This window comes from Marinobacterium litorale DSM 23545 (assembly GCF_000428985.1).
Classification (GTDB): domain Bacteria; phylum Pseudomonadota; class Gammaproteobacteria; order Pseudomonadales; family Balneatricaceae; genus Marinobacterium_D; species Marinobacterium_D litorale.
Genome location: NZ_AUAZ01000022.1, coordinates 35272 through 47591, shown reverse-complemented (window position 1 = coordinate 47591; position 12320 = coordinate 35272). Strand labels below are relative to the sequence as shown.

Here is a 12320-nt window from a genome sequence, read left to right as displayed (position 1 = left end):
AAAGGTGTGCAACGAATGCATCTAAAAAATGCAAACCCACCATTAAAGATGGGAAATATAGTGCAATAAACCTGACTATTGGAAAATATTAATAAAATTCACCTGAATTAACGGCGACAGGCCAGAGAACAGCATAGAACATGCCAGGGTAGTCAGGAAAAATGCACAGCAGGCCATTCGGGGGGCAAGTGAAGAGTCGACAAAAAAACGGAGGCACAAAGGCCTCCGTTAAATGGTGACTTGGAAAAAGGGTGGGATCAGGCGTAGACCGGTGCGAACGCCTCGCCCGGGTTCTCCACCGGCCCGTTCTCGCCCCAGTAGGGGGAGAGCTTACGCAGCTTCGCCACGATCGGCGGGACTTCTTTGATCACCCGCTCCACCTCTTCCATGGTATTGTAGCGTGAGAATGAGAAACGCACCGTGCCATGAGCGGCCGTGTAGGGAATACCCATGGCACGCATGACATGAGACGGCTCCAGCGAACCTGAGGTGCATGCAGAACCGGACGAGGCTGCGATACCTACCTTGTTCAGCAGCAGCAGAATCGCTTCACCCTCGATGTACTCAAATGCGATGCTGGCGGTATTCGGCAGACGGTTGTCCGGATCACCGGTAACAAAGCAGTTCGGAATCGCGGCCAGCAGGCCCTCTTCCAGACGATCACGCATCGCCTTCACCTGGGTGTTTTCGAACGCCATGTGCTCGGCAGCCATCTCGCAGGCCTTGCCCAACCCCACGATAGCGGCAGCGTTCTCAGTACCGGCACGACGACCACGCTCCTGATGACCACCGCGCAGCAGCGGACGATAGCGAACACCGCGGCGCAGGTAGAGCACACCGATCCCCTTGGGCGCGTGCAGTTTGTGGCCTGACAGAGACAGCATGCTGATTGCACTCTCTTTCAGGTTAATCGGCAGCTTACCCACCGCCTGCACCGCATCGGTATGGAACATGACACCGGCTTGTGCCGCCATCTGCGCCATCTCTTCAACCGGGAACAGCGTTCCGCTCTCATTGTTGGCCCACATCACGCTGACCACAGCAACATTGTCACTCAGCAGGGACTTGTACTTGTCCAGATCCAGGCGGCCCTTGGAATCCACTTCGAGCTTGTGAACGGTATAGCCTTCGGTCTCCAGGTACTCGCACAGCGTCAGAACCGCCGGGTGCTCAACCACCGTAGTGATGATCTCTTTACGTTCCGGCTGCGCTTTAAGTGCAGACAGGATAGCGGTGGAATCAGACTCGGTACCGCAGGAGGTGAAGATGATCTCGGAGTCGTGCTCCGCACCGATCAGATCCTGGACCTGCTTGCGCGCTTTTTTCAGTGCGAAACCAACCTTGTTACCGAAGTTATGCAAGGAGGACGGGTTACCGAACTGCTCGCAGAAGTACGGTTTCATCTCGTCGAACACGGCCGGATCGACCATGGTTGTGGCGTTGTTGTCGAGATAGATATCGCTCATCTTCACGCTCCCATGCTAACCAGTGACTCTTTCGGTGCCGGAACAACTTTGACGAATTCACCGAGATCTTCGATCAGACGCTGCTGGATACCACCCATGGTCATGGCGGCCATCTGGCAGCCGGTGCAGGCGCCGGTCAGATTCACGTAAATCGTGTTACCGTCCACATCGACCAGCTCAACATCACCATTATCCGCCTGCAGAGCCGGACGGATCGATTCCAGAATCTGTTCGATCTTGCGGATACGCTGCAGCGTGGTCATTTTGCCCGGCTTGGCAGCTGCCGCTGCGGGTGCCGGGGCAGGAACAGCGCCTCCTGCGGAGAAGGTTTCCCCGCGCTCAGCCATCACACGCGTCAGGATATTCTCGATACCTTCATGGCAAGAGGAGCAACCACCACCGGCTTTGGTGTAGTTGGTCACCTCTTCAACGGTGCTCAGATTGTTGGCACGAATGGTGTCTTCGATCATCACTTCATCGATGGCGAAGCACTTACAAACCAGCGCACCCTCTTCATGATCATCTTCCCAGACTTCACCGCGGTAGTTGGCGACTGCCGCCTGCAGAGCTTCACGGCCCATAACCGAGCAGTGCATCTTTTCCGGCGGCAGGCCATCCAGGTAGTCCGCGATATCCTGGTTGCTGATTTTCAGCGCGTCATCCAGGGTCATCCCCTTGATCATTTCGGTCAGGGCGGATGAAGAAGCAATAGCGGAACCACAACCGAACGTCTGGAAGCCGGCATCCAGAATCACTTCGGTTTCCGGATCAACTTTCAGGGTCAGACGCAGCGCGTCACCACAGCTGATCGAACCCACATCACCGACCCCGTTGGCGCCTTCGACTGCACCGGCATTTTTCGGATCGTAAAAATGTTCTTTAACCTTTTCGGAATAATCCCACATCGCTTGAACTCCTCAGTCGATTTCTGCCGGTTAGGCGATTAACACGCGAACGATTTGCCGCAACCGCAGCTCTGGGTGGCGTTCGGGTTTTCAAATTTGAATCCACTCCCATCGAGACCATCGAGGAAGTCTACGGTGACGTTATCCAGCAGCGGCTGGCTGTTGGGGTCGATCAGAATCTTGAGACCGCCAATCTCGACGATCTGGTCGTCGTCTGCCGCACTCTCTTCGAGCTTCATGCCGTACTGGAAGCCTGAGCAGCCACCTCCATCAACACGGATGCGCAAACCGGCAACGGGCTTGCCGGCATTTTCAATAAAACGGGTTACTGCACCGATTGCGTTTTCTGTGAGCTGTATCATCGCCTTCTCCTCGCGGGATCGAGTTGCTTGCCAAGGTGGGTGCAAGCGCGGTGCCAGACGACGTTTAAAGAATTAAACCTTGTATTTCAGTCGGATAGAAATTGCCACACGAAAAAAATGGGTAGTATTGTCGGCAATGACAAAGCAACAATGGGGCAAAGTGTCGGGTTTGCTACATGTCGTTTACAGGGGGGGCCGGATCAGTGACCCAGCAGTGCTTCGTAGGCCTCGCGCAGTAACATGCGCTCAGTGATCGGGACCTTCAACAGATCCATCAGGGAAATAAACGTGCCGCCTTCCAGCTCGGGCAATTGGTCGCCGTCGATGCGAAGCAGCGCCACCGGCGCCCACTCGCCCGGCGACTCCACCCACCCCAGAGAGGCGCTGGCAACACTCAGATCCTCAGGCTCAAGGCCGAGACGCTCCGCAATGGGCCGTATCATCTGCGCCGGATGTGGCACGGCTTCGGTAGGTTCATGATCGGTATGCAGTGTCGAAAGCGGCGCCAGGGGCTTTGGTAAACAGACGGAGCTGCCTTCAGCGTACTCCACCATCCAGAAGTGCAGCCGGGCACTCAGCGTATGCAGGTGCGCAACAATAACACGCATGTTTATTCTCCTTGTTCTGCGTGCAGATCCAGTAAGCGATAGGACACACCGCCCTGGAATATTCGGACACCGCCCGCCTCGGCCACAGTGCGCCAAAGCCTGTCCGCATCGTCGACAACGATGCCGGCTATCAAATCAACGCCGACACTCTGCCATACCGAACTCCAGGGCATACTCGGTCCCATCAGAACGGTCTGGCTGTTCTGGCTCAGCGTTAACAGCCGGGGCAGCGTTTTGTTGGCCAGGGCGCTGGCGGTGATAAACGCCCAGTGGCTCTCGGGAAGCAGGTATTCGGCGGCTTGATCGGGGTAATCCTGCTCGCCGGGTATGCGCTCGATACAGTGAAAGTCGATTCCCTCAAGTGGCACATTCAATCCGGGGTAGCGTCCAATCACGCTGACCTGCCCCTGCAGCCGATGCTTCAGGGCTTCAAAGACGGCCAGATTTCCGGTGCCCAGTGGTTCAGACCAGCGTTGTAGCCTTTGTGCCGTTTCAGACCCGGACAACACGGCGTTCAATGTGGCCACGGCCAGCACCGATTCGAACGGTTGCCAGCTATCGAGCCAGTCGATCAGCATTGAGGCCGGCTGACCGGTCAGCTCCCCGGACCAGCCAAGGGTTCTGGAGTAGCTTTGCGGTGACATACACAGACCGGTAAGCCCGGCCACCTGAACCAATGTCCAGACCTGGCCGATACAAACACGCTCGACCGGTGCCTGGAATGCCGGGCACGCAGCCGCCTCCTCGCGCAGCGAAGTGTAAATCCGGGCAGTCACCGGTTAACCCTCCAGCTCCGCCAGCAGGCTGATTTCAGCTTTCAAATTACCGGCGTCACGCCCCCAGATACTGACCTGCTCCGCCCAGCGTCCTTCGTGGCGCGGATGCGGGCACAACAGATCGCACTCCATCAACAACGAGCCGTCCGCGTTGATAACCAGGTTCGCGCGCCGCTGTCCCTGGGCTTCACCCCAACGACCATTAAGCGTTTCCTGCTGGGTAAACGGATCCGGTTGTCGCTCAAACGAAAAGGTCTCGATTGACGGCATCAGGGAGATATCAAAGCCACTGCGCTCCAGTTGCTCCCGCCCTGCCACACAGGCGGCGTCCAGCAGTGGCTGGTAGTGCGCCAACAACTTTTCGGTAGATTGATCCATGGTGTTCCCCCGAAACGGGGGCCGGTATCGCCCAGAGACGTACCGACCCCGCTACAGCTTTACCACTCAGCTTCAGGCGCGAGCAGTTCGGCCACCGGTGTACCACCGATCAGGTGCTCTTCGATGATGCGATTCACATCCTCAGCCTTCACCTGCTTGTAGAGGTGGGACCCGGGATACACCAGAACATTGGCGCCCAGATGGCAGGGGCCCAGGCAGCCGGTCGGTGTGACTGCAAACTGCTGGAACAGATTGCGCTTGGCGATCTCCTCGGAAAACGCCTGAGCAACCGCTGAGGCACCTTCGGCACCACAGCTTCCGCGTGGATGTCCGTCGGGGCGCTGCTGGCCGCATACGAATACGTGAGCCTGAGGTCTTGGCATGGTCCTGCTCCTATCGATCAGTGAGTGTTATCAGGCCGCCGCCTGTTCGTGGCTGTGGCACTGTTTCGGGCAAACGCGATAGCAGGACTCGCAGCCGATGCAATCGTTGGCATTGGCAATCGCCATCACCTTCATTTCATCGTCGTCATCGTCATCCCAGTCATCATCGTCATCGGCCAGCGCTTCGCCACGGTCGACCAGCTCGAACACATCACGCGGACACACCTTGTAGCAACGGCCACAACCGATGCAGGTTGACTGGTTCAGATCGGTAATAAAACTCGGGATCCACTCGTCTCCACCACGAGTGCGCCCCTTAATCAGCTCTGCAGACATTATTCCTTACTCCTCGATCAGCCTTCGGCTGCCTCCAGTTTTGCCTGAGCCTCTTTCCAGGCCAGACAGGCATCAACGGTTTTCTGAGCCAGCGCGGGCAGGCTCTCATACTCGGTCCAGAGGCTATCCTCGACTACGTCATGCACCTGAGAAGCGCACTCCGTGGCGATACGCTTGGCCTTACGAGCCTCTTTCTGCAGTTTTTTCAGTTCTTCGTCGGACATATCCCCCTCCTAAAACGTCTTTACATCAATCTTCTGCGGCAGCGCGGAATTTCTCGATGGTGGCGGTGGCTCGGGCCACCATTTTTTCGCCCTCAGCATCGAGTTTTTCCAGAGAGTCGAAACCAAAGCGATGCACATCACGCAGCGCCTTATCGACGACAACCAGTTTGCCGACCATAACCAGCGCCCGGCCGAAACCTTCATGGGACAGGTTCATCATCGGTACAGCCATCAGCCCGCACTCCTGCTCAATACGCACGGCAATGGCGTTGTAGTAAGCCTTGACCCGCGCGACGACCACTTCATCAGGATCACCAACCACCGGGATCTCACGACGACGCTCTTTGGTCAGGATCATCGGATCCAGGACTTTCTCGTCGCTCCAGGTGTCATAAGTGCCGTAGCTATCCATGGCACGCAGCTGCACGACGATCTGTTTGACAAACGGGCTTGCCTGCGCAACCGCGCCTTCTTCAACACACATTTCGCTCATAGTCGTTCTCCAAAGGTTTGAAGCGAGCCGGACTAATCGTCCCAGCCTTCCGCTTCCATCGAATCAAAACGTCCGGTGCCGGAGTGGCGTTTAATCGCCTTGGCCAGCCAGGAGGAAGGCCCGGCTTTCAGCTCCTCCTGCAAGGCGCCAAGCAGATCCGCGATCGACGTCTCATCGGTCACACGCACCGGCTGAATACCCTCCGCCAGCAGCTGGCGGACCGCCGATGCGCCACAGGCACGGCAATACACGGCAGCACACTCTTTGAGCTGCTCGATCTTCACCGGCAGACGGTCTTCGTTATCGTCCTCGGCGAAATCGGCAAATTCACAGACCGACAACAACCGCGCACGGTTTTCGTTAACGCCATAGATCGTGAACGCCTTGGCGGAACCAAAGTGCTGGTTCACATATTCCCGATCGGTTGTCGCGAAGGCGACACGCAGTATGTCGATCTCCTCCGCACTCTCGACGACTTCAAGCCGCCGCGTCAGCGGTGTCATATCAAGCTCCCGCAGCCCTCATCCCCTGGGCCGGTTCGTCGTCGCGTTTCTGGGCGTAGATTGAACGGTAAGCCGCAATCTCTTCGTGCTGGGACAACTTCAGATTGGCGATATCGAACAGCGTCTGCTGGATACCCCGGTAACCACACCAGACCCGCTGGAAGCCACCCACGTAGTCGTATTGCGGGAAGCCGGCGCGCAGCAGCGGTTTATGCAGGCGATGAGCAGGCTCAACCAGATGGCTGTTCCCAATCAGCATTTCGGCACCGGTTTCACGGGCATCGATTTCCAGATCTTCCAGATCTCCGACCTGAACCACGGGCATCGCCAGCGTTTTGAGTGCCGGACCTTTAGCCGGAGCAACCGCCGTGACAACCTGCCCACCCATGCTCACGATCAGATCGTGTAGAGCGAGTAACAGATCCGGATCTGCCGCGATCGCGACCTTCAAGTGGCCCAACATGAAATGGGTATCCAGCATCGCATCCTGAAGCTGGCTGCGATGGCGGCGCCAGCGCTGCGGTACGTCCTCACCGGACAACTCGGACAGCGTCATCATCCAGCGGTCTACTTCGGCGAGGCTGTGAAGATGTGGGAAGTAGGTGGTCGGAACGCCGCTACGCTGCTCAAGCAACGCACCGGTTTCATGCATCGACTCGCCAATGACCAGTGTCGCTTTGCTCTCCACCGATGTGGCCAGCTCATCCATCGTGAGGCCACCGGTGGTCAGCGGGCTGTACTCTTCAGTGGGCAGGTGGCCATCCAGCGACTTGGACAGATCCGGAATCAGCAGCGGGCGCAGGCCGAAGCTCTCGATGCTCTCGGAAATAAACTCCAGATCACCCGGTGTCAGATGCGTACCACAGATCACATTGACCTGACGCTGACGCAGTCCGGCACGGTCGCTCTCCGGGATCAATGTGCCAATGATCTCTTTCATCGCCAGCGCAAAACCGGTTTCGAAACAGCCGCTGAAATCCGGTGTATTGGCAGCCACCACGGCCACCTTGTCGAACTGGGGAAACTTGCGCCGGAACTCTTTCACGGCACCGCGCATATCGGTGCCCTGGGTTTCGGCAAGCCCGGTACTACACAGTCCGATCAAAGCGGGCTTTTGCTTTTCACTGATCACACTCAGGGCTTCGACCACGTTATCATCCGCGCCCATGATCGATGACACCTGGTCCATCGCCGTGGTTTGCAGCGGTATGGGCTCACGGAAATGCCGTACGAAAAACACCTTGGCGAAGGCGGTGCAGCCCTGGCTTCCGTGCATCAGCGGCATGGAACGGTTAAAGCCCAGGTAGGCCAGCGCCGCGCCCATGGCCTGGCTGGCTTTGAGCGGATTAACCGCCAGCGGTTTTTTACGCTTCTGAATCTCAGCCATTGGACACCTCATTGAGGTTGAGCGGTTCGATGCTGTCGTCGCGTTCGCCCCAGGGAGCCGGTTCACGAACAGCCGGCCAGATCGGGCTTTCGATGGTCAGCGCCAGTTGACGCACCAGCTCGAGCATCCCGGTGTATCCGGCGTAGCCGAATTCACGTTCCTGGTTGATATCGAGGAACGGGATACGCGCCTTGAGTGCGGTGTAGAGGTTACGACCACCGGCAATCAGGATGTCGGCCTTGTACTCATGGACGATATTGATCAGCTCCTTGGCACCGCCCTCCTCGATCATCTTGGTGTCTTCACCCATCAGCTCGCGGATCCGGGCCTTATCCTCCTCGGTGGACTTCTTGGTACCGGTGGCGACCACCTTCATACCCAGATCCTGCAGAGCGGAGACCACCGACCAGGACTTCACGCCGCCGGTGTAGAGCAGAACGCGCTTGCCGCCGAGGCGCTCGCGCCAGGGCTCAAGCTGAGCGCGGACACGGGCTTCTTCACGCTCGATCACTGCCTCGGTGCGGGCGGTCAGGTCCGGATCGCCGATCAGACGGGCGAAATCACGCAGCGCCTGGGAGGTATCGGTGATGCCGTAGAAGCTGCCCTCAAACCAGGGAATGCCGTACTTGTCTTCCATCTTGCGGGCGACGTTCACCATCGCCTTGGAGCAGACCATCATGGTGCATTCAGCTTTGTGCATGGTCTGCACTTCGCGGAAGCGGGCATCGCCGGACAGAGTGCAGAGCACGCGGATACCCAACTCATCGAGCAGCGGCAACACATGCCAGAACTCACCGGCGATGTTGTATTCACCGACCAGGTTCACATCGTGGATTTTGATGCCTTCGCGCTGCACTGAATCGGGAATCGGGTCAGGGTCGCGGGTACCGATCACATGCTTGAACATCGCCTCACCGGCGATACGGTTACCCAGGTTTTTGGTGCCATAAAAACCGGCACCATCCACCGGCACCACCGGCACGCCCCAGCGCTCCGTGGCCGCTTTGCAGACCGCATCCACATCATCACCGATCAGCGCCGGCACACAGGTGTTGTAGACAAAAACCGCATTGGGGCTGTAGCTGTCGATCGCCTGCTTGATGGAGTGGAACAGACGCTTTTCGCCCCGCCCCATGATCACATCCTGCTCGGTCAGATCGGTGGTCATCCCCACCCGGTAAAGTGTCGGACCGCTGGAACGGGTACCCCGGTTATCCCAGGAGCTACCGGCACAGGCGATAGGGCCGTGAACAATATGGGCCACATCAGCGATGGGCAGCAGCGCAATCTGCGCGCCATCAAACGCACAACCACCGGCCGACGCGCCAGGCTTGGGCTTAGCACAACCGGATTTCTCTTTCTTGTTGTGCTCGCAGGCTGGCTCGTCGAGCAGCTCGGCAATATCCTTGGCTTTCATTGGACCCTCCGGTTGTGAAGTCGCTTTGGAACTCAATCTACAAAGCTGTACTGCAACCGGTATGCCACTGATAAGTTATTGTTTTTACGACGCTGTAGCGATGAGGAGAGGTGTTACAAAGCCTACAAAGGTGACAATCGCGGGGATGTGAGGTGCTCTGGCAGGTTAGTGACAATCGGGGTGTATGCAGGTCGTGCGGACAGTTTTACCAATACTGAAGATCATTGAATGCGTCAACGCAACAAGCCTGTCCAAGTGGGGTTTCAAGACGGCTTCCATCCAACGACTGTCCCAGCCAGCCCTCTGGATAAGTTAGTTTAAACGGCGCAGCCGCAACCTCTTGAGGTACGTGCTTAAAACCCACCTTCGAATAGAAGTTCGGATCACCATAGGTAAAAATGAGTTCGACGTCCTGCTCACGTAAACGCTCGATACCAAAATTAATCAGCGCTTGGCCAACGCCTTTGCCCTGATGACCTGTAACAACGGCAACCGGTGACAACATAAAAGCGTTTACGGAGCAGCCGAACGATAACCGGGTGAAAAAGATACAACCGACAATATGCCCTTGTTCGGTAGCGACGAACCCGAAAATGTCTTCCGCTTTGGTACCGTTCATCAACTCGTGGACCAAATTCCCTATCAGCTTCCCCTCAGCCTCACCTTCTGAGTCTGAGAACGTTCGGGTAAACAGGGACTCTATTTCCTGTCGATCAGATTCGCTATACGTCGAAAATTTCATGTTTTGGCAATCATAAGTTCTGCCACCTGCCCTAAGGGTTATATCCTGCCCGCCGCCAGCGCTAAAAACGCCCCGCCAGCTAACAAGCAAAAAGGCGAAAACAGCCAGCTGTCATACGCTGCGAACTTCGAGCCCTTCACTCGCTTGAAAAAACCAACATACTTGAACTCGCCAACCGCCCGCAGGACGAGTACGCCTCCAACAGCGAAGCCGAGAAAAGCGGCATACGGAGTAAGAGCCGGCGCGTAACTGGCCCCGAACCCGAGAACGAACGCTATCAGGGCGAAGCCAGTGAGCACGAATGCAACCGCAATCGTTGCCGCTGCTCCAGGCCTGAAGACGGGTGCCCCATCTATCTCAGGGAGGGCTGCTGACATTCCGAACGTCCCGCCGAGCGCCCAATACAGATGCAGTACCGCCAATCCGACAAACGGTATGAGGAGAATGATCGCTATTATTTCCATATTTCCCTCCATGGAATATAACGCTCGACTCGGCGGACAATTTTAGCCAAGCTTAAATCCCTCCTTGATTTAATAGCTATATTGCCCACTCTACCGCCTTTGCGGCATGGATGGCTGTCGTATCATACAGTAGAATATCAGTATGGGCCTGCGTGATTAACATACCGATTTCAGTACACCCCAGAATAACTGCATCAGCGCCGGATTTTGACAGCTCGTTAACAATACGCAGGTACTCTTGCCGAGACTCGGGATTGATAGTCCCCAGGCAAAGCTCGTTATAGATTATTTCATGCACCCGCTTTCGATCCGCCTCACCGGGTGTGACAACTTCAAGGCCATACTCTTCAGACAGGCGGCCTTTGTAAAAATCCTGCTCCATGGTAAACGCCGTGCCTAGCAGCCCCACCTTTTTAACCCCGTCCTTCACAAGCAGTTCAGCCGTAGCATCCGCGATATGCAGGAGGGGTATGTTAATACTCCGCTCAATATCTGGCGCGACCTTATGCATGGTGTTAGTACAGATCAGCACAAAATCAGCACCAGCGGCCTCTACACTTTTGGCAGCGCCGATAAGTATCTCAGCCGTGCCCGCCCAATCCCCCTTATGCTGGAGCTTTTCAATCGGATCAAAATCGACACTGTGGAGAACGATTTTCGCCGAATGAAGCCCGCCCAGGGAGTTCTTGACCCGTTCGTTAATTTCTCTGTAGTAGCCGACTGTGCTCTCCCAGCTCATCCCACCGATCAGTCCTATGGTCTTCATGCTACTTTCTGTGCCTCCATTACCCTATAACTTTCACCAGCCGCTCGTCGTCTAGTGCTCGACAAAATAGCGTTTCATCCAATCTAAAAAAACACTCTCCGTAAGATCATCAAAGGATATTTCTGTAAATTCATTATCAAAATCTCTGTCGCGCCAAGCGAATTGGTAGTTAATAGTATCTGGTTTATCGTCATGTAATATTAATATGATTCTTTTTCCATTCTTCAGGCAATCTATCGTCATCACGTCCGCAGGTACACCGCTAGCGCGCATGCTTTTGCTGACCCCAACGATCGGATCAATATCCTTTATCTCATTCTGAAAACGAGTATGCGCTTCCGTAGCAATGTCACATAATTTATGAAGATTCTTGTGGGTCATTTTCCATCACTAAATTTCTCTAACGCTTGGCACATGTGCCGATTCAGAGCCCCAGCATGGCGGAAAAGCGGTCAGCGTGCTGCCACTGGTTATATCTCGTTTGCACGAGACGAAGAAACATAGTCCCGCCACCCCTTAAGAATACGACCGCGGGAATCCAAATCTTTCACATGCTGTAATGCGTGAAATGTTTCTATGTACTTGCTTCAAATGCTCGTGAAGCGTTCATCCTCGAACCGCTCTTGGAACCACTGCCGCTCTTGACTAGTTGGCCCTTCGAGAAGTTCTTTAATGTTCTCGATGTAGTCTGGCTGTGCCCAATTAGATGAGTGCCACATGTCTTGTTTGGGAATTGGTCGCGAAAACAAATAGGGAAGTAGGTATATGTTGCTTAACATCGTATCCAGTAGGTATCCCTGCGCTTTCCCCAAAGCCCCCACCCGGTAGTAGGCCAACGCAGCATATAATAGAAACGCGGGCTCACCAACGTCATCCGGAAACTCTGTCTCGAACCAGTTCAAGAACTCGACTGCTTTTTCTGGAGCACCGCTAAGCACAAAGTCAACGCACACCCGGTAGCGTTTCCCTGAGCCATCCGAAATCGCGCGAAATTTCTCCTGTTCTTTAAGAAGCTCTCGTCGCGCACGGTTAGCGCGGTCTCGATACTTTTTCTGTCTATCGCTTAGCACAGTTATACCTCAAAAGAAATAACGTCCAGCTCACGCGCCG

18 protein-coding genes are annotated in these 12320 nt (G+C 55.8%); all 18 read right to left on the bottom strand.

The annotated features are described in order from the left end of the window. Positions 1-257 precede the first annotated feature (257 nt). The 18 genes from nifS to G403_RS0115475 all read right to left on the bottom strand — a co-directional run bounded on the left by nifS (position 258) and on the right by G403_RS0115475 (position 12280). Positions 258-1466, bottom strand: a complete 1209-nt coding sequence (nifS, locus tag G403_RS0115560; protein ID WP_027854807.1) for a cysteine desulfurase NifS — start codon at positions 1464-1466, stop codon at positions 258-260. Between the two features lie 2 nt (positions 1467-1468). Beyond that, positions 1469-2371 (bottom strand): Fe-S cluster assembly protein NifU, encoded by a 903-nt coding sequence (gene nifU / locus G403_RS0115555; RefSeq protein ID WP_027854806.1) that lies wholly within the window; start codon positions 2369-2371, stop codon positions 1469-1471. A gap of 38 nt (positions 2372-2409) precedes the next feature. Next, positions 2410-2733, bottom strand: a complete 324-nt coding sequence (locus G403_RS0115550) for a HesB/IscA family protein (RefSeq protein WP_027854805.1) — start codon at positions 2731-2733, stop codon at positions 2410-2412. 200 nt (positions 2734-2933) lie between these two features. After that, positions 2934-3341: a hypothetical protein gene (locus G403_RS0115545; RefSeq protein WP_027854804.1), complete on the bottom strand. Its 408-nt coding sequence runs from the start codon at positions 3339-3341 to the stop codon at positions 2934-2936. Between the two features lie 2 nt (positions 3342-3343). Then, positions 3344-4117, bottom strand: coding sequence for a DUF364 domain-containing protein (locus G403_RS23575; RefSeq protein WP_051299125.1), 774 nt, complete (start codon positions 4115-4117; stop codon positions 3344-3346). A 3-nt stretch (positions 4118-4120) separates the two neighbouring features. Beyond that, the gene (locus G403_RS24600) at positions 4121-4495 is read right to left on the bottom strand and encodes a hypothetical protein (RefSeq protein WP_051299122.1); all 375 of its coding nucleotides are present in this window, start codon (positions 4493-4495) and stop codon (positions 4121-4123) included. A gap of 59 nt (positions 4496-4554) precedes the next feature. Next, positions 4555-4878, bottom strand: coding sequence for a (2Fe-2S) ferredoxin domain-containing protein (locus tag G403_RS0115530; RefSeq protein ID WP_027854803.1), 324 nt, complete (start codon positions 4876-4878; stop codon positions 4555-4557). A gap of 30 nt (positions 4879-4908) precedes the next feature. After that, positions 4909-5214 (bottom strand): ferredoxin III, nif-specific, encoded by a 306-nt coding sequence (gene fdxB / locus G403_RS0115525; protein WP_027854802.1) that lies wholly within the window; start codon positions 5212-5214, stop codon positions 4909-4911. Between the two features lie 17 nt (positions 5215-5231). Further along, positions 5232-5438: a CCE_0567 family metalloprotein gene (locus G403_RS0115520; protein ID WP_027854801.1), complete on the bottom strand. Its 207-nt coding sequence runs from the start codon at positions 5436-5438 to the stop codon at positions 5232-5234. Between the two features lie 25 nt (positions 5439-5463). Further along, positions 5464-5931 carry a NifX-associated nitrogen fixation protein gene (locus tag G403_RS0115515; RefSeq protein WP_027854800.1) on the bottom strand — a complete coding sequence of 156 codons (468 nt, stop codon included), beginning with the start codon at positions 5929-5931 and terminating at the stop codon, positions 5464-5466. 32 nt (positions 5932-5963) lie between these two features. Then, entirely contained in the window at positions 5964-6434 is a 471-nt protein-coding gene (locus G403_RS0115510; RefSeq protein WP_027854799.1) for a NifB/NifX family molybdenum-iron cluster-binding protein, read from the bottom strand. Position 6435: 1 nt separating this feature from the next. Next, on the bottom strand, positions 6436-7821 hold the full coding sequence (gene nifN / locus G403_RS0115505) for a nitrogenase iron-molybdenum cofactor biosynthesis protein NifN (protein ID WP_027854798.1): 1386 nt from the start codon (positions 7819-7821) through the stop codon (positions 6436-6438). Next, a complete protein-coding gene (gene nifE / locus G403_RS0115500; RefSeq protein WP_027854797.1) occupies positions 7814-9238 on the bottom strand; it encodes a nitrogenase iron-molybdenum cofactor biosynthesis protein NifE in 1425 nt (474 codons plus the stop codon). Before nifE ends, nifN begins: the two co-directional genes overlap by 8 nt. Positions 9239-9443: 205 nt before the next feature. Continuing rightward, positions 9444-9980 (bottom strand): GNAT family N-acetyltransferase, encoded by a 537-nt coding sequence (locus tag G403_RS0115495; protein WP_027854796.1) that lies wholly within the window; start codon positions 9978-9980, stop codon positions 9444-9446. A gap of 38 nt (positions 9981-10018) precedes the next feature. Then, the gene (locus G403_RS0115490; protein ID WP_051299120.1) at positions 10019-10444 is read right to left on the bottom strand and encodes a DUF3995 domain-containing protein; all 426 of its coding nucleotides are present in this window, start codon (positions 10442-10444) and stop codon (positions 10019-10021) included. 76 nt (positions 10445-10520) lie between these two features. After that, entirely contained in the window at positions 10521-11210 is a 690-nt protein-coding gene (locus G403_RS0115485) for an aspartate/glutamate racemase family protein (protein ID WP_027854794.1), read from the bottom strand. 51 nt (positions 11211-11261) lie between these two features. After that, a complete protein-coding gene (locus G403_RS0115480) occupies positions 11262-11591 on the bottom strand; it encodes a hypothetical protein (RefSeq protein ID WP_027854793.1) in 330 nt (109 codons plus the stop codon). A 206-nt stretch (positions 11592-11797) separates the two neighbouring features. Continuing rightward, on the bottom strand, positions 11798-12280 hold the full coding sequence (locus tag G403_RS0115475; protein ID WP_027854792.1) for a G protein-coupled receptor family protein: 483 nt from the start codon (positions 12278-12280) through the stop codon (positions 11798-11800). Positions 12281-12320: the final 40 nt, after the last annotated feature.